The organism is Rossellomorea marisflavi, from assembly GCF_001274775.1.
In the GTDB taxonomy this organism is placed as follows: domain Bacteria; phylum Bacillota; class Bacilli; order Bacillales; family Bacillaceae_B; genus Rossellomorea; species Rossellomorea marisflavi.
Window position 1 is genome coordinate 1,386,257 of the sequence record NZ_LGUE01000001.1, and the last position, 17,851, is coordinate 1,404,107.

Here is a 17,851-nt window from a genome sequence, read left to right on the forward strand (position 1 = left end):
TGACCATTACGGCGGCATTCATGTAGGAGAATGGAGAAAGAGGTATGTAGGATGGAGCCATTGTTTTCTATGTAAGAGAAAGACACCGGGAACAGCGTGTACCGTTATAATGAACACGGGTCGGCCAGTAAAATGTCCATCCCCTATATATACACTCTTTTCATACATTCTAAACGAGAAATATTCCTTTATGAATGCCTGTCATTGAATTGTAAAAGATTTGGTCTGCAATAGTAATAAATTCTCCTAGTTCCAGTAAAGAAAAGGAGCGACACCCACTATCCATATGTAATTTATTGTAACACCATCTAAGGATTTAGCCTATGCTTTTTTTACTGAAAACACCGTTTTCATAGGGCTTTTCGCTCTTTTTTGACGAATCCCTCCCTCCCGATACCGGTTTATGGATAGACGTGGAAGATAATTAGGGAATCCATACGAATTCTACGTAATTTAAAATGAAATGATCAACCATTGATAAACCCCTTCAAGAAGGAAAAAAACCCCTCCCCTCATCGTCAATGAAAAGAGAGAAATACCTTCATCACAAGATGACGCAGGTATTATTACCTGATATCGGAATATCGTACCCCGCCCCATTAGAACGGAATAGAAACTCCCCAAGAATCTGCGGAAGTATTAGATTCAATTCGCATGACCACTCCCCTATCCCAAATCCAACAGTGCAGTGCAGCGGAAGCCGACCGACTCCAGCAGGAACAGCGGGCAGGGTGAGACCCTGCAGGCGCAGCCGAAGCGGCTCACCGCACACCCCGCAGGAAAGCGGTCGACCGCAGCGAAACGGAACGTTCCCTACCACACTTACAACCAAAACAGAAAATTGGATGGCTTTCGAATCCATCTATGATGCAGTCCCCATCCCAAATCCAACAGTGCAGTGCAGCGGAAGCCGACCGACTCCAGCAGGAACAGCGGGCAGGGTGAGACCCTGCAGGCACAGTCGAAGCAGCTCACCGTCCACCCCGCAGGAAAGAGGTCGACCACAGCGTAACGGAACGTTCCCTACCACACTTACAACCAAAACAGAAAATTGGATGGCTTTCGAATCCAACTATGATGCAGTCCCCATCCCAAATCCAACAGTGCAGTGCAGCGGAGGACGACCGACTCCAGCGGGAATAGTGGATAGGTGAGACCCTGCAGGCGCAGCCGAAGCGACTCACCGTCCACCCCGCAGGAAAGCGGTCGACCGCAGCGAAACGGAACGATCCAACTATGAAGACACCCTCTATCAGGTATACTCCACGCAAAGCATCAAAAATTAGCCTACCTCCCCAATCTGCCCACAAAAAAACCGCCCCTCCTATGAGAGACGGCTCAATCATCTACGTTTTAGCATACCGGCTGATATTCAACAGCACTCCAACCGCCATCAGCATGAGCGTCAGAGAAGACCCTCCATAGCTCAGAAACGGCAACGTGATCCCCGTCACAGGCATCAGACCCGTCACGACCCCCACATTGATCATCACCTGAATCGCAATCATCGACACAATCCCAAGGGCAAGGAAGCTGCCGAACAGGTCCGGTGCACCAAGGGCGATTCGGATCCCCCGCCAAAGGATCAAAGAGAAGAGCAGAAGCACGAGCGTTCCACCGATAAACCCGAGTTCTTCAGCCAAAATGGCAAAAATGAAATCATTTTGAGGTTCCGGGAGATAAAAGAACTTCTGTCTGCTCTGACCCAGCCCCAGGCCGAACAACCCGCCCGGCCCGATGGCATATAAGGACTGGATGATCTGAAACCCCGAGTTGAGAGGATCCTGCCATGGGTCTAAAAAGGAAGTAATCCGTTTGATCCGGTAGGGAGCCGATATCACCAGGCCGACGAAGCCTAGAAGGCCGATCATACCGAGAAACATGAAGTGTTTGATCCGAGCACCTGAGATGAAGATCATCACGACAGATGTTCCCACCATGACGGTCCCTGTCCCAAGATCCGGCTGCAGCATGATCATTCCGAACGCCGTGAAGACCATGAGGAGAGCCGGCAGCACGCCCTTCCTGAAAGAAGTGATGTACTTCTGGTTCTCACTTAAATATTTCGATAAAAAGGCAATCATGGCAATCTTCATGAATTCTGAAGGTTGCACAGAAAAGGCTCCAACACCGATCCAGCTCCTGGACCCATTCCTCAACACCCCTATCCCGGGGATCAGAACCAATACCAGGAGGACGAAGCAGACGATGATCATCACTTTTGACCAACTTTTCCACGTCCAGTACTCCACATTCATGATGAAGAACATGACGAGCAGTCCCACGCCGGCAAAAAGCAACTGACGTTTGGCAAAGAAAAATGTGTCATCGAATTTATAGTCCGCCCAGACAGCACTTGCACTGTAAACCATGATCAGACCGATGGCGAGCAGGGTCATAGTGACCATGATCAGTATAAAATCGGGTGTCGATTTTTTCAAAGGCAAAGTTATGCACCTCAAATTGACTTATTTGAGCCGTTCGAGCACCCTTCAAGGATTCTGCCTTCCGTACCAGTGTGCGGTTGCTCTATGAGACAAGCTCTTATTAAAGCATATGCACGGCGTCGATAAACATGTCTCCTCGTTCCTCAAAAGTGCGATACTGATCCCAGCTCGCGCATGCAGGCGACAGGAGGATCACATCCCCTGCCCGCGAATGTTCATATGCCACAGGAACAGCTTTTTCAACATTATCGACAGTGATGATGGATTTTATCCCTGCCTTTCTACCTGTTTCTGCGAGCTTCTGGGCCGTTTCACCGAACACGATGAGGGTTGATACATTCTTCATATACGGAATAAGGTCATCAAAATCATTTCCGCGGTCCAATCCACCAGCAAGGAGGATCGTGGGACCTGCGAAGGCGTTCAGGGCACTTTTCGTGGCAAGGCTGTTCGTTGCCTTCGAGTCGTTATAGAACTTCCGGCCTTCCACTTCCTTGACGAATTGCGTGCGGTGCTTGACCCCTGCGAAAACGGAAAGGACCTTCTTGATGCTTTCGTTCGGCACATCATACAGTTTGCACGCTGCCACAGCGCTCAGAATGTTTTCAAGGTTATGTGCACCCGGCAGGACGATATCGTCCAGGCTGACGATGAACTCATCTTTGAAATAAATCGCGTCTTCCTTGATATAGGCTCCATCAAGTACTTCTTTCGTAGTGGAGAAAGGCACCACTTGTGCCTTAGTATGGGCAACAGCCTCGATCAAATGGGTTTGATCATCATTGATGATGAGGAAGTCATCCTCCGTTTGATTCTTCGTGATGTTCACTTTTGCCTGCCAATAGTCGTGAAGACTGCCATGGTAGTCCAGATGGGCTTCATATAGATTGGTGATAATGGCGATATGCGGTCTGAAATCCTCTATGCCCATCAATTGGAAAGATGAAAGCTCTACCACCATTTTATTATGGGGCCCCGCTTCCTGCGCCACTTCTGAGGCAACCGTACCGATATTCCCGGCGATCAAAGGGTTTTGCCCTCCGTCCGCCAGCATTTCAAATAGCAGTGTCGTAGTCGTGGTCTTTCCATTTGTACCTGTGATCCCGATCATGTCGGCTTCCGAGATCAGGTAAGCAAGTTCCACCTCCGTCAACACCGGGATGCCTTTTTCGAGTGCTTTTTGAATAAGGGGATTGGTATAAGGGATCCCCGGATTTTTGATTACATATTGGAAGCCTTCATCCATGAGTTCGATGGGGTGGCTGCCAGTGATCACTTTGATCCCCTCCTGAAGGAGACCCTGGGCGGCAGGGTTTTCCGAAAGAGGCTTTTGGTCATTCACCGTGACAAAGGCATCCAGCTTATGTAGGAGGGATGCTGCCGTAACACCGCTCTTGGCAAGACCCAGCACTAATACTTTTTTATGTTTGAATTTGACTGATGATTTCACTTATAACCACACCTCGATATAAATTCCCAGGACGGCAAACAATAGGCCCACTGTCCAGAAGGTTACTACTACACGCCACTCGGACCACCCTGATAGTTCATAATGATGGTGGAGCGGACTCATTTTAAAGATTCGCTTGCCCGTTGTCTTGAAGGAGGCAACCTGAAGGATGACGGAAAGGGTCTCGATCACAAATACTCCCCCGATCAAGATCAGGATGATCTCAGTCTTCGTCAGGATCGCGACTGTTGCAATCGCTCCTCCAAGTGCAAGGGATCCCGTATCCCCCATGAACACTTTTGCGGGATGGGCGTTGAATACGAGGAATCCAAGCACAGCTCCTACAACGGCGACACTGAAGATGGCAACGTCGAATTGGGACTGATTCCATGCAAGTACGGCCATGGCTCCGAAGGCAATGGCGGAGGTTCCCGAAACAAGGCCATCGAGCCCGTCTGTCAGATTGACTGCATTGGAGAATCCAACAAGCCAGAAGATGATGAATAGGCAGTAGAACCATCCAAGTTCAACGGAGATATCCGTCATCGGGATCGATACGGCCGTTGAGAAATCATTCTGCTTGAAGATCAGATAAAAGATGATGGAGATGACAATCTGACCTGCCAGCTTCTGTTTCGATGTCAGACCGAGGTTTCGCTTCATGACCACCTTGATGAAATCATCCAGGAATCCAAGCAGTCCGAATCCTACTGTGACAAGGATCATCAGATAGGTTTCTGGACCAATATCGGAGAATCTGCCGGTCATGAGGAAGGTAGTGGCAACGATGGAAAGCAAAAAGACGATCCCTCCCATAGTCGGTGTCCCGGTCTTTTTCTGATGGGACTGGGGACCTTCGTCACGAATGCTCTGACCGAATTTCAACCTTCTAAGGAAGGGGATGAAAATCGGCGCAAGCACGGCTGTTATGATAAATGCTGCGATGATAGTATATAAGATTACTTGTTCCGTCATTCTGAATGTTCGTCCTTTCTCTCTTGCCCCTGGGGATGTTAGCCCCGGGGTGGTTTAATCTGTTTGTCTGATCCACCCTCCCAACAGGCGATCAGTCTCTCATAGGCAAGCTTCATATCATCTACGATGAACAAGGGAAAATGATTGGGAACATGGGCAGGAACGGCCATATCCTGTGGCCACAAGGAAGCGATAGCACCCGATTCTATGGGGCCGAGGAGGTCGGCCCCTCCGTCGAGGGGCACATAGAGCCCCTTGCTCATCTTCTCTCCTGGATCAGTCGCAATCATACCGAAGGTCAAACCGGGGAATCGTATCCCCTTGGCCTCAGGGAAGAGAAGCAGGATATCTTCATAAGAAAGCATGCCTATTCCCCCTTGATGATGAGCTTCGCCACTTCGCGATCATCGAATTCATACACCTGGGACCCGATGATCTGATAGGTTTCGTGGCCCTTTCCGGCAATCAATACCACATCATCGCCTGAAGCCATGGCAATACCGCGGCGGATGGCTTCCTTACGATCTTCGATCATGACATACTCTTTACCGAATACCCCGGATTCCATATCCTTCAAGATCTGCATAGGATCTTCTCCGCGGGGATTATCAGATGTAAAGATGGCAAAATCCCCATACTCGCAGGCGATTTCAGCCATGATCGGTCTTTTGATCTTATCCCTGTCGCCACCGCACCCGACGATGACGATGATTTTTCCTTTTGTGATGGAACGGATCGTCTCCAGGACATTTTTCAATCCATCCGGGGTATGAGCATAATCCACGATTACACTGAATTCCTGTCCGGCAGAAATCGTTTCGAATCTACCCCTCACTCCCGTCGCCGCACTCAGGATCCTTGCACTTTCAGCCAAAGGGATGCCGGCAGCAGAAGATGAGGCAACGGCTGCGAGTGCATTATAGACATTGAATAGCCCCGGGATGCTGATTGAAAGCTTCTCCGTACCGAAAGGAGTCATCATGGTGAATGAGGTGCCCGATGCTCTCAAGGAAATGTCTTTCGCATAAAAATCAGCTTCTTCGGTCAATCCATAGGTGAAAACGTGGGCCGCGGTGGATTTGATATAGTAATCCGCCGCTTCATCGTCCCTGTTAATAATCGCATACTTCGGTGATTTTTTAAAATACGTATTCCCCAATTGTGAAAAAAGCAGGCCCTTTGCGTTCCGATACTCATCCATGGAGCGGTGATAGTCCAGATGATCCTGGGTGAGATTGGTAAAGACCGCGATGTCAAAATCACATCCGTGCACCCTTCCCTGGTCCAGCGCATGGGAAGAGACCTCCATGATGGCTGATTGTACGCCTTTGTCCACGAAGTCCTTGAATGTCCTTTGTAGCGTAAGGCTATCCGGTGTCGTGTTCCGGCTTTTTTGGAGTACTCCCCCCACTTTGATGTGCAGCGTGCCGATCAAGCCGGTGGTAAGACCGGAACCCGCATAGATCTGTTCGATCAGATGGGTCGTGGTGGTTTTGCCGTTTGTTCCCGTTACCCCGACAAGCAATAAACGGTGGGACGGCTGCTTGAAGAAATAATCAGAGAGGATGGCCATGGCTTTCCTTGTGTCTGGAACAATCACGACCGGTAATCCTGTCTTCACTTCCTTCTCCGCCAGCACCGCGGCAGCCCCGTTCCGCTCCGCTTCCATGACGAGGGAGTGGCTGTCGATTTCAAGACCATTGATACAGATGAATAAATCGCCTTTCTTAACATCCTTATGGTGATTCACAATATTCGAAATAGATGGATCCCCTTCACCCTGTACTGTGAAAAACGGTAGTACTTCAAGCATTGTGTGCAATCTCATCTTTTCAACTCCTAACAGGTAGAAAGCAACCTTTATATATTTTACAAAAAAAAACGACTGAAAGCTATCAACCTTTTCACTTAGTTCGTGGTTCATCTCGTTTTCTATCGATTTCGCTTCCGATCAAACACGGTGGACTTGACGCGAAAACGCCGGACTTTCACAGGAATCCCTTAAAAAGTCCGGCCGTTCCTTATTCAGACATCTGAACCCTTACTGTCGATCCCTCTTTGATCTTGACGCCAGGGTCCGGTGACTGACTCACGACATGGTCACCCTCACCGCTGACTTCGAGCTTCAAATTCACAAGCTGCTCCTGGAGTTCACTCTTTGATAAACCGACGAGCTCTGGTGTCTTGATGAGCGGGACATCCAGCCATGTCATCTTTTTCTCGATTTGATCCTTTCTCTTCGGTACACCCATCGCCTCTAAGCTGTCCCCGATGATACTTCCTGCAATCGGCGCGGCCACGACCCCACCGAATTGAACGGTTCCTTTCGGATTGTCGACGGCCACATACACGACGATTTCCGGATCATCCATCGGTGCGACGCCCATGAAAGATACGATATGGTTATTTTCCAGATACTTTCCGTCTTTGGCTTTCTGTGCCGTACCCGTCTTGCCACCGACTCGATATCCTTCTACGAATGCCTTTCCTCCCGTGCCGAGGGCAACGACACTTTCAAGTGCTTCCCTTATCTGTTTCGATGTATCTTCCGATATGACCTTCCTCTTCGCTTCAGGGGTCTTCCTCATCACTACTTCACCCGTCTTCGGATCGACCAGTTCTTTAGCTATGAACGGTTGATAGAGGGTTCCACCATTCACAGCGGCAGCTACAGCGGCCACCTGCTGGATGGGTGTGACGGCCACACCCTGGCCGAATGCCGTTGTCGCCTGCTCCACCGGTCCTACGCGATCCAGATTGAAGAGCAACCCTTTTCCTTCTCCCTGAAGATCGATTCCGGTCTTCTGTCCAAATCCAAAATCGTCGATGTACTCGAACAACTTCTCTTTCCCCAACCGTTCCCCAAGCTCGACAAAACCTGGGTTACACGAGTTCTGGACCACTTCCAGGAATGTCTGGGTCCCATGTCCCCCCCGCTTCCAGCAGTGAAGCGTGGACCCTGCAACCTCTACATGGCCTGGATCATGGAATGTATCTTTATGAAGATCCACCTTCTTCTCTTCCAAAGCTGCTGCAAGGGTGATGATTTTAAAAGTGGAACCGGGCTCATACGTACTCCAGATCGGCAGGTTCCGGTTATAGACTTCCTGCGGCACGTTTTTGAAGTTGGCGGGATCAAAAGTGGGACGGCTTGACATGGCGAGGATTTCACCACTTTTAGGATTCATGGCAATGGCAATGATCCCATCCGGATTATACGTCTCCTGCGCGATATCCAGCTCCCGCTCGACGATGGTCTGTACTTTGGTATCAATGGTGAGTTTCAGATCAAGTCCATTGTCAGGCTTTTCGAAGTCATCCGCCATATCCGGCATCCGCTTCCCTTTGGCATCAGAAAAGAACTTCACGTATCCCTTTTCCCCGCTGAGCTCCTCATCATAGGATAATTCAAGCCCCATCAGGCCCTGATTATCAATACCGGCAAACCCTAATACATGTGAAAGGTAGCTTCCATACGGGTAATATCTTTTTGAGTCCTCCCCTAGGTAAACTCCTTTCAAGTTCATATCACGTACTTCCTTCGCTTTATCATAAGATAGTTTCCTTGCTTCTTTGATCAAGACCATATTTGCCTTCTGTGTTACATATTTATATGCGGCCTCAACGGAAATATTAAGGGTGGCTGCAAGCTTCTCTGCTGTTTCTTTCGGTTCGGTGATTTGTCTGGGTACGACAAATATGGTGGGGGCGCTTTGATTGGCCGCCAGTTCCACACCGTTTCGGTCAAGGATCTTACCACGCTCAGGCTGGAACGGAATATTCCGGCTCCATGAATCCTTCGCAAGGCCCGTGAGCCAGTCCCCTTTGAAAAACTGGACGTACCCGAGTCTCACATCAATGATGGAGAAGATCAGGATCCCTGCAATAAGTGCAATGGCCAGACGTTTCCTCACTGTTACATTCGATACTCTCTTCACTAATGGAACCTCCCCTTCTATGGCTCGTTCCATTATATGCTTGGACCATCGGACGTATGTTCCATAATTTCCGAATCGGTTCATAGAATAAAAGGGACCCGCCGGCTTCGGCAGATCCCCATATTTCGTCCCTTATTCTTTTTTCTTTTCCATCTGTTCTTGAGGTGTCTTGAATGTTACTTCCAGGGCTTGGCCTTCTTTCACCTTGGTCCCCGCTTTAATGCTTTGTTTGACCACATAGCCTTTGCCTTCGACCTTCAGTTTCAGGTCGGTCAGACCTGCGACTTTGAAAACGTCCCGGATGGACCAACCCGTCATGTCTGGGAGGGTCGTTTCTCCGTCGGTTTTAATGATGACCCGCTCCCCTTCAAGGATCTTGTCACCAGAAGGCGGTGACTGTTTCGTCACCGTGCTTCCTTTTCCAAGAATGATCGGTTCGACTCCTGCTTTTTCAAGCTCGGCCTTCGCTTCTTTCACCGAAAGGTCCTTTACATCCGGCAGCGATGATTTCTTCAGTGTCACCTTCTCCTGAGGCTTGATGTTCAGGTACTTCAAACTGTTCTGCATGACCGGTTTGAAGACTGCCGCCACTGGATCGGAACCGATTTCCCCTTCCTTCAGCTCCGGCTCTTGGATTCCGACATAGACGATCAGCTCGGGATCATCTGCAGGCGCCATGCCCATGAAGGAGAAGAGATAGTTATTCGTTGCGCCGGATTTGTATCTTCCCGTCGCCGGATCAGGGATCTGTGCAGTCCCTGATTTCCCCGATACCCTGTAATCATCCAGTGCGAATCTTGCTCCGGTTCCTTCAGGAGACGTAACGGTGGTTTCCAAGTACTCCCTCGTTTTCTGGGCAGATTCCTTTGTGATCGGGTTCCCGGCAACTTCCGGTTTTGTTTCTTTGACCACTTTATTCGTATTTGGGTCCACCACTTTTGAGATGACATAAGGTTTCATCATCTTTCCGTCATTGGCGATGGCGGACTCAGCCTGAATCATTTGGAGGGGAGTCACGGTCGTCCCCTGACCAAAGATGGTCGTATACTTCTCGATGGGGTAGTGATACAGAATCGATCCTTCTGCCTCATTCGGCAGCCCCACCCCGGTAGGTTTTCCGAAGCCGAAATCATTCAGGTAGTTTCCGAATGTTTCGAATCCAAGCTTATCAAGGAGGTTCGCAAACGCCACATTGGACGAATGCTGGACTCCCTCGAGGTACGAGATGGTTCCCCATCCGTTCCCGTAATTATAGTCTTTGATCGGCTGCGGAACTTTGTCCACATAGTACTTACCAGATTCATAGAGTTCATCCGGATTGAATTTCCCTTCATTGACTGCTGCCGCGAGGGAGTACGACTTGAACGTGGAACCCGGTTCGAAGGTCTCTTCCACGATCGTATTGGTCCAGTTGTTCAACAGACCTTCCCTGTCATCGGGATGGAAGGTAGGCCGCTGGGTCATGGCAAGGATCTTGCCCGTTTTAGGGTCAGAGACGATGGCGAACATCTTTTTAGGCTTGTATTCTTTCTCGACTTGACTCATGGCCTCTTCAAGGAAAGTCTGCACCTTCTTGTCCAGGGTCAGATAGATATCGTCTCCGTCTTTCGGAGGGGTGACATGCTCTTCAGAATTCGGGAGGAGATATCCCCAGACATCGCTCTTATACTGCACCGAGCCGTTTGTACCGCTTAGAATATCATTAAAGCTCTTCTCCACACCCATCATTCCCGTGGTCTCAGAACTTTCTTCATCTTTCTTTTGTGCAAATCCGATCAGATGGGACGAAAACGTTCCATTCGGGTAAAATCGTTTCGATTCTTTCCGGAACGTGATGCCAGGCAGATCTTCCTCTTTGATCTCGAGCATCTGCTGATGGGAGATGTCTCTTCCCGCAGAGCCGAACTCGACCTGATAGGGGGCATTTTCACCTTTTTGATTCAACTTCTTGTAAATTTCGCTTTTATCCATATCGATATACTCAGATAGGATTTCGGCCGTTTTTTCCGGATCTGTCACGTGCTTCGGCTTTTTCGGATCAGTGGTAACCTGTGAATCCAGGATTGCGACTAGCGTATAGGCGGAAGTGTCTTCTGCGATCACGTCCCCATTATTGTCGTAAATCGATCCCCTCTTGGCCTCGAGGATGTGGCCCTTTATGTATTTCTTAGCAGCTTCTGCCGTCAGGGCCTTCCCGTCTACTTCACCCGTGACCTGAATCGTGACGAATCGGACCATAATGATAAAAAAGAGCAGTCCGAATATCCCGAAAAGGATGGCTGCTCCGATGTTCATGCTGGATCTTTTTTTCATCATTCTTCCACTACCTTGACATTCTTATCTTTCAAGTTGAGACCCAACTCTTTCGCTTTATCAAGGATACGGTCATATGCACTCAGTTCACTGACCTGGATCTTGAGATCCGTGTTCGCTTTTTCCTGCTTATCGATGACGCCCTCAGCTACTTGCAGTTCCCGATTCACCTGATAAATGGACGCTTCATTCGATACTATCTTCACTGCGAAGAAGCAGAACATGATGGCGAACGCTGCTAGAAGGATTTTTTCTCCGGGAGTGATGACGGATGTCCTTCCCTCACGCAGTCGTTTCGGTTTTGGTTGTGCACTTGTCTCGATCGGTTGTGTTTGATAATTTCTAGCTAAGTTACTCAAGGTGATCCCTCCCATTATTCAATCTTTTTTCTATTTTTTATTTATTTTTTTCTGCTATACGGAGCTTAGCAGAGCGTGCCCTATTATTCATTTCTAGCTCGTCTTCACTAGGAAGGATCGGCTTTCGTGTGATCAGCTTCAACTCGGGCTCGTACCCTTCCGGAATGACGGGTAAGCCGGGAGGAAGCTGCGGTCCTGCAGCCTTTTCCTTGAACATCGTTTTACACATGCGATCCTCGAGGGAATGGAAGGTGATGACACTGACCCTTCCTCCAGGGGAGAGGATATCGATTGCCTGCTCAAGGGAATCTTCGAATGCACCGAGTTCATCGTTCACGGCAATCCTGATCGCCTGGAAGACACGCTTGGCAGGGTGTCCGCCTTTGCGCCTTGCCGGCGCGGGAATCCCGTCTTTGATCAGTTCGACCAATTCCCCGGTGGTTTCAATCGGTTTCTTTTCGCGGGCCGCCTCGATTTTCCGGGCAATCTGCTTGGAGAACTTCTCTTCTCCGTATCGGTAGAAAATGCGGACAAGATCTTCGAAGGACCAGTGATTCACCACATGGAAGGCACTCAATTCACCTTGAAGGTCCATCCTCATATCCAGTGGAGCATCATGGTGGTAGCTGAATCCTCGTTCAGGCGTGTCCAGTTGCGGGGAAGATACGCCAAGATCATATAGCACCCCGTCTACATTATGTACATCCAGATTCGCAAGTTCCGCTTTCAGATTTCTGAAATTGGATTGAACGAATGTGATGCGATCCGAAAACGCTTCTAATTTTTCTTTGGCATGTGCGATGGCCGTTTCATCCTGGTCGAAGCAGTACAGGTGCCCTTGACTGGAGAGTTGCCCTGCCAGGTATTCACTGTGTCCCGCTCCCCCGAGGGTGCAATCCACGTAGATGCCGTCTGGCTGGATGTTCAATCCGTCTACAGTTTCTTTCAATAATACGGTCGTGTGTTTAAACATGTTGGTTTCACCTTTCCAATCGACTGTTAGTGGTGGGGGATCAGATATCGAATCCGATCATATTCTCTGCAAGTTCTGCAAAGGAATCTTCAGACTGTGTGAAATAGTCTTCCCATATAGCTTTGCTCCAAATCTCGATTCGATTGGAAACACCCAATATAACGCATTCTTTATCAAGTTTTGCATAATTCACAAGCGTGGTGGGAATGTTCACGCGCCCGGTTTTGTCCAGTTCGCTTTCCGTGGCTCCTGAAAAGAAGAAACGGGTAAAGGCACGGGCGTCTTTTTTTGTGAGCGGCAGGGCTTTGAGCTTTTCTTCGAGTGCGCGCCATTCATCCATGGGATAACCAAACAGGCATTCATCGAGACCGCGTGTGATGACGAACGCATCACCAAGGTGGTCCCTGAACTTGGCAGGTACGATTAAACGGCCTTTTGTATCAATGTTATGTTGATATTCGCCCATGAACATATGCACTGCCCCCACTTTCTATCACAAATGTACCACATCCCCCCACTTTTCTCCACTCTTTTCTATATTCTTTTCTTGCATATTATTTCCTCTCTAAACCTGTCTCTTTTTTCCCTGTTTTCATGACAAGAGACACCATAAAAAAAGGATCGAAATCGCCGTTTCAAGCGAAATCGATCCTTTTATGGTGGTACGTGTCGCTAAATACCTTATAGGTGGACAACTTTATGCGTTCCGTCGAACGTAAAGGGAAGATTGGTGAGCCGGTTAACAAAATCCGGACCGAATCTGTTCATATAATAGAGAATATTCAGCGTCCGCTCTTGGGGACCGCCGTTCGGCCTGATGCTATTCTCTATGAGATCGAACCTGGAAAGCTGTCGCTCATTCTTATCCCTGATGGATTTTTCCGTCCGCTTTCGCAAGAACTCGAATTGCTTCCGGTGGATTTCAAGGTTCTTATCGACGATCGGCTCAAGGTTGCTGTCCACAGCGGACGCTTCTTTTTTGATGCCTTCATACTTCGCCATCAGATAGGTCTCGATCTCATGTAATTCTCCCTCGAGTTCATTCGGCTTCAGACTGTCCAGGAACTCATCCCGCACATGACTGACCCCGCTCCTTACAACCTCCTGCAAGGAAAGGGAAAGGTCTTCAATCCTTTTGGCAACCGTCCGCTCAAGGATGGTGATGTTCAGTCTCGGCATGACAGGGGGCATATTCATCCCCATGAATTCAAATGCCTTTTTCAGTTCACCCCAATAAGCGATTTCCCCAGGTCCCCCGATAAAGCTCAAAGTGGGGAATAGCCATTCCTGCATGAGGGGTCTCGTGACGACGTTATTACTCAGTCTCCCCGGCTGGTCATCGAGGATTCCCAGAAGTTCTTCCTTGGTGAAGAAGAAGTCGTTATTCTTATCTTTGAAGCCTGAACCATCCCTCTCGAGCAAGGCACGCTCGTTCTGCAGATTCAAGAAGATGTTCGCTGCATCACTGGAAATCTCAAGCTGCGTATTGAAACCTTCCGCCTGGATGGTCTTCTGTTGCATAAGTACTTGATCTGTGATTTCACGGCTGTTCTCGATAAGGTGGCGGAAATATGGAGCCTCCAGCTTCCTTAAAGCGCCATATGAAGAGTCGATCACCAAGAGCCCGTAGTCCTTAAAAAGGGTCATGATGAAACGGGCAAAAAACGTGACGATATCTTCGCCTTCACGGATAAGGCCGTCCATCTCATCTGCAAGACCAGCCGTGAACTCGGTTTCCCCGAGCACTTTGAGTATGGATGAGATCCAGTTTTTCATCACTGCCGGATCATATTCGACATCGGAAGTCATACGCTTATCGACGACCTGTTCGGGATAGCCATTCTTCTTGATTTTTCCGTCCTGTTCCAAGAAGATGTGGTTTACTTCCTGATAGTCATGATCTTCCCCGGCAATCCAGAAGACAGGCACGACAGGGTGATTCAGTTTTTGTTCCTGTTCACGGGCAAGTCTGATGACGGACACGATTTTATGTATGGTATAGAGAGGACCGGTCAATAGTCCTGCCTGCTGGCCGGCAACGACGGCCACGGCATCGTTTTTTAGTTTTTCCAAGGATGTTTCTACGGCATCGGACGAAGGAAGCGATTCCATATAGGAGGCGATGCACGTTACGAGTCCTTCCCGAGGAAATTCCCTCTCCCCAAGGTCTTCCAGGCGACGGCTGAAAACGTCCTGTTCATTGATATTATAATGAAAGAAAGAAGTGACCGGTTCTTCCTGTTTCATATACTTTGAAGCAAACTGATTGATTGCTGGAATATCCAAGCTTTCCAATTCCATATGAATGACTCCTTTTCTAGCTCATAATTTCCTAACGATGAGTATATCATTCCACAAAAGGAAAAGGAAAAAACTTGCCTAAGACAGGTAAAAAAGTTGAGACTCAGGTGGATTCCATCACCCTGAGAGCGAGACCCGTCACCATAAGGGCAAGATAGGCAAAAGAAAACAAAAGGAAATTGAGCCTCCACGTCCCCCTGATCACTCCCCGGTAATCAACCTCCCCTTTCAGCCTCCAATACACGATGGTGAAAAATAATGCCGAACAGAGTACGGTCAACAGGATCAGCCAGAAATAGGATTGTTCCCAGATGGCGACGATGATGAAATGGACGGAAATCATCAGAAGGATCGTGGTGACATCGATAGAGATGTGGACGGCTTTACGATGACTTCCGGTGAGCTCCTTCGCCATGATGAAACTGATGAAATAGCCCGCGAACGGAATGAGGACAACGAGCGCCATGATAAAAGAAAATGCAGAAGCCATCTATGTTTGCCTCCCTGTTGATTCCTTCCCCTTCACGAGGAGATAGAGCGTATGGATGACCGGTACATCCACAGGTGAAGCCTTCCGGATGATTTCTCCAAGAATGGATTCGACTTCGGTCTTCCTGCCGTTTTCCACATCCGCGAGCATGGATGAGCGGTTTTGAGCGGTATTCAAACATATGCTCTCGATGTCTTCAAGGGAAATCACTGCTTCCATACGGGGGTAAAGATGAAGAAGTTCTCCATAGACCTCCCTGATAAGGGCGTTGTAGTGGGGATTCGACATCATTTCTCCATTCACACAGCCGGCAATGGCCGTCAGTGGATTGATGACTGCATTGATGAACAGCTTCCTGAGAAGCATCGTTTCATAATCTTCCTCTTCTTCAAAAGGGAAAGCCTCATCCTCTTCTTTCATCAAACGTTGCAACGGCACGGGCACTCCCCGAACCAAGGCGATGTTCGTAACACCCACGCCTTTATGTAAGACGGTATAATCATTCTCCTTGAGGGCGCCATGTTCAACAGATGCCGCCATGACGGTATCGTGAGGAAGTGTCTTCAGGAAGTCCATATGACCGATTCCGTTTTGGATGAACAGAAGAGGGGTATCGGTGGGAACGGTGATGAACAGTGATTCCTCAAGGTCATACCCCTTTACGGCAAGGATGACAAGATCGTGATGGCTGTCAAGCGAGCTGAGAGACTTTGCCCCCACATCGGTCTGCTCTTTACTCCCTTCGCGCCACACTGTGACACCACGGGCTTCCAACTGTTCCCTTTGTTCTTTTCTCCTTGCATAGACTGTCACGTCATGTCGTTTACCAAGGTAGCCGGCGAACAAAAGTCCGACTGCCCCTGCCCCTATGATCCCGATATCCATCCGATCCCCGCCTTTCAATGTACACTCATTTTACCAAATATTCCTCATTCTTCATACAAAAGGTTTCATATTGCGGAGCGCCTGAAAATACCCCACACTCACGATAAAAAACCCGGAAGAGACATTACTCTTCCTGAGAAGAATAGGGACTCTTTCCGGGCATGACGCACCGGTCCATCAAACAGGATAAACCGGATGCTTTCTATGGCTGAACTCGACATCCTTTGTTTGGTACATCTCGAATCGCTGGATGAGGACGGAACGCAATTCATTTGCAGCTACGATTTCATCCACGATCATTTCGGAGGCTAGCTTATAAATATCGATATGCTCCTGATACTCCTTTTGTTTCTGTTGGACATAGGCAATACGCTCTTTTGGATCTTCTATCGCTTGAATCTTGTTGGAGTAGACTGCATTGACTGCTGCCTCCGGACCCATGACGGCGATTTGGGCAGTCGGAAGGGCAATGCACACATCCGGTTCGAATGCAGGGCCTGCCATGGCATAAAGTCCGGCTCCATAAGCTTTCCGGACGATGACGGAGATCTTTGGTACCGTGGCAGAACTCATGGCCGCAATAAGCTTTGCACCGTGGCGTATGATCCCTGCCCGCTCCACTTTCGTACCGATCATGAAGCCCGGTACATCTGCCAGGAACAATAGCGGAATATGAAAGGCGTCGCAGAGCTGGATGAATTTCGCCCCCTTATCCGCGGAATCATGGAAAAGGACGCCTCCTTTCACCTTCGGCTGGTTGGCAATGATCCCGACGACCCTGCCATCAAAGCGGGCAAACCCTGTAATAAGCTCGGGAGCGAATAATTTCTTGACCTCAAAGAAGGTTCCCTCATCGATCAGGGCATGAATCCCGTCGTACATATCAAACGGGGCATTTTGATGCTGAGGGATCAAGTCTTCCAAGACCTTGGACGAGTCTGGCGCCCCACCATCGATCAAAGCAGGCTTTTGCTGATAATTCGCAGGGAAGTAACCCAGATAGCGGCGCGCCTCCCTGATGGCTTCTTCTTCAGATGCAGCAAGTACATCACCACATCCGCTCACGGAGCAGTGCATCCTCGCACCGCCCATTTCTTCAAGGGTTACTTTTTCTCCAATGACCTTTTCCGCCATTCTCGGAGACCCAAGATACATGGACGCATTTCCTTCTACCATGATCACCAGATCACAGAAGGCGGGAATATATGCCCCACCTGCGGCAGATGGTCCAAAAAGGAGACAAACCTGAGGCACCATGCCGGACATTTTTACCTGGTTATGAAAAATGCGTCCAGCCCCACGCCGGTTAGGGAACATGTCGAGCTGATCCGTGATCCTTGCCCCGGCTGAATCCACCAGGTAGAGGATCGGCACTTTCAGGTTCATGGCCGTTTCCTGGATACGGATGATCTTTTCAACGGTCCTCGCCCCCCATGAACCGGCTTTGACGGTGGAATCATTGGCCATGACGCAGACGGTCTGTCCGCCCACTTTCCCGATAGCCGTCACCACTCCATCAGCAGGGAGGCCATCGGCCGATGAGTTTGCAAACATCCCGTCCTCCTGATATTCCCCCTGATCGAAGAGCTGCTCCAGGCGGTCGCGGACGAATAGCTTGTTTTGCTCCTTCAGCTTTTGATGATACTTCTCTTCTCCCCCGGTACGGATCCTTTCCCTTGTTTCCTCAAGCTTCTCAGTCGTTTTTGATGTCATCATTACA

Annotated in this window: 14 protein-coding genes; all 14 read right to left on the minus strand. The window is 49.1% G+C overall.

Annotated features, from left to right (window positions below):
• Window positions 1-1,346 precede the first annotated feature (1,346 nt).
• Window positions 1,347-2,447, minus strand: a complete 1,101-nt coding sequence (spoVE, locus tag AF331_RS06945; protein WP_053427373.1) for a stage V sporulation protein E — start codon at window positions 2,445-2,447, stop codon at window positions 1,347-1,349.
• A gap of 100 nt (window positions 2,448-2,547) precedes the next feature.
• Window positions 2,548-3,897: a UDP-N-acetylmuramoyl-L-alanine--D-glutamate ligase gene (murD, locus tag AF331_RS06950; RefSeq protein ID WP_053427374.1), complete on the minus strand. Its 1,350-nt coding sequence runs from the start codon at window positions 3,895-3,897 to the stop codon at window positions 2,548-2,550.
• Window positions 3,898-4,872, minus strand: a complete 975-nt coding sequence (gene mraY / locus AF331_RS06955; RefSeq protein ID WP_053427375.1) for a phospho-N-acetylmuramoyl-pentapeptide-transferase — start codon at window positions 4,870-4,872, stop codon at window positions 3,898-3,900.
• Window positions 4,873-4,910: 38 nt separating this feature from the next.
• On the minus strand, window positions 4,911-5,237 hold the full coding sequence (locus AF331_RS06960) for a hypothetical protein (RefSeq protein ID WP_053427376.1): 327 nt from the start codon (window positions 5,235-5,237) through the stop codon (window positions 4,911-4,913).
• Window positions 5,238-5,239: 2 nt separating this feature from the next.
• Window positions 5,240-6,700: a UDP-N-acetylmuramoyl-L-alanyl-D-glutamate--2,6-diaminopimelate ligase gene (locus AF331_RS06965; protein WP_053427377.1), complete on the minus strand. Its 1,461-nt coding sequence runs from the start codon at window positions 6,698-6,700 to the stop codon at window positions 5,240-5,242.
• Window positions 6,701-6,893: 193 nt separating this feature from the next.
• Window positions 6,894-8,843, minus strand: coding sequence for a stage V sporulation protein D (locus AF331_RS06970; protein WP_053427816.1), 1,950 nt, complete (start codon window positions 8,841-8,843; stop codon window positions 6,894-6,896).
• Window positions 8,844-8,942: 99 nt separating this feature from the next.
• The gene (locus AF331_RS06975) at window positions 8,943-11,105 is read right to left on the minus strand and encodes a penicillin-binding protein (RefSeq protein WP_235576328.1); all 2,163 of its coding nucleotides are present in this window, start codon (window positions 11,103-11,105) and stop codon (window positions 8,943-8,945) included.
• Between the two features lie 17 nt (window positions 11,106-11,122).
• Entirely contained in the window at window positions 11,123-11,482 is a 360-nt protein-coding gene (ftsL, locus tag AF331_RS06980) for a cell division protein FtsL (protein ID WP_048004141.1), read from the minus strand.
• Window positions 11,483-11,519: 37 nt separating this feature from the next.
• Window positions 11,520-12,455: a 16S rRNA (cytosine(1402)-N(4))-methyltransferase RsmH gene (rsmH, locus tag AF331_RS06985; protein WP_053427379.1), complete on the minus strand. Its 936-nt coding sequence runs from the start codon at window positions 12,453-12,455 to the stop codon at window positions 11,520-11,522.
• 40 nt (window positions 12,456-12,495) lie between these two features.
• On the minus strand, window positions 12,496-12,927 hold the full coding sequence (mraZ, locus tag AF331_RS06990; protein ID WP_053427380.1) for a division/cell wall cluster transcriptional repressor MraZ: 432 nt from the start codon (window positions 12,925-12,927) through the stop codon (window positions 12,496-12,498).
• A 209-nt stretch (window positions 12,928-13,136) separates the two neighbouring features.
• Window positions 13,137-14,756 carry a bacillithiol biosynthesis cysteine-adding enzyme BshC gene (bshC, locus tag AF331_RS06995; protein WP_053427381.1) on the minus strand — a complete coding sequence of 540 codons (1,620 nt, stop codon included), beginning with the start codon at window positions 14,754-14,756 and terminating at the stop codon, window positions 13,137-13,139.
• Window positions 14,757-14,859: 103 nt separating this feature from the next.
• The gene (locus AF331_RS07000) at window positions 14,860-15,246 is read right to left on the minus strand and encodes a DUF3397 domain-containing protein (protein ID WP_053427382.1); all 387 of its coding nucleotides are present in this window, start codon (window positions 15,244-15,246) and stop codon (window positions 14,860-14,862) included.
• The gene (locus tag AF331_RS07005) at window positions 15,247-16,131 is read right to left on the minus strand and encodes a ketopantoate reductase family protein (RefSeq protein ID WP_053427383.1); all 885 of its coding nucleotides are present in this window, start codon (window positions 16,129-16,131) and stop codon (window positions 15,247-15,249) included.
• Window positions 16,132-16,308: 177 nt separating this feature from the next.
• Window positions 16,309-17,847, minus strand: coding sequence for an acyl-CoA carboxylase subunit beta (locus AF331_RS07010; RefSeq protein WP_053427384.1), 1,539 nt, complete (start codon window positions 17,845-17,847; stop codon window positions 16,309-16,311).
• Between the last annotated feature and the right edge of the window lie 4 nt (window positions 17,848-17,851).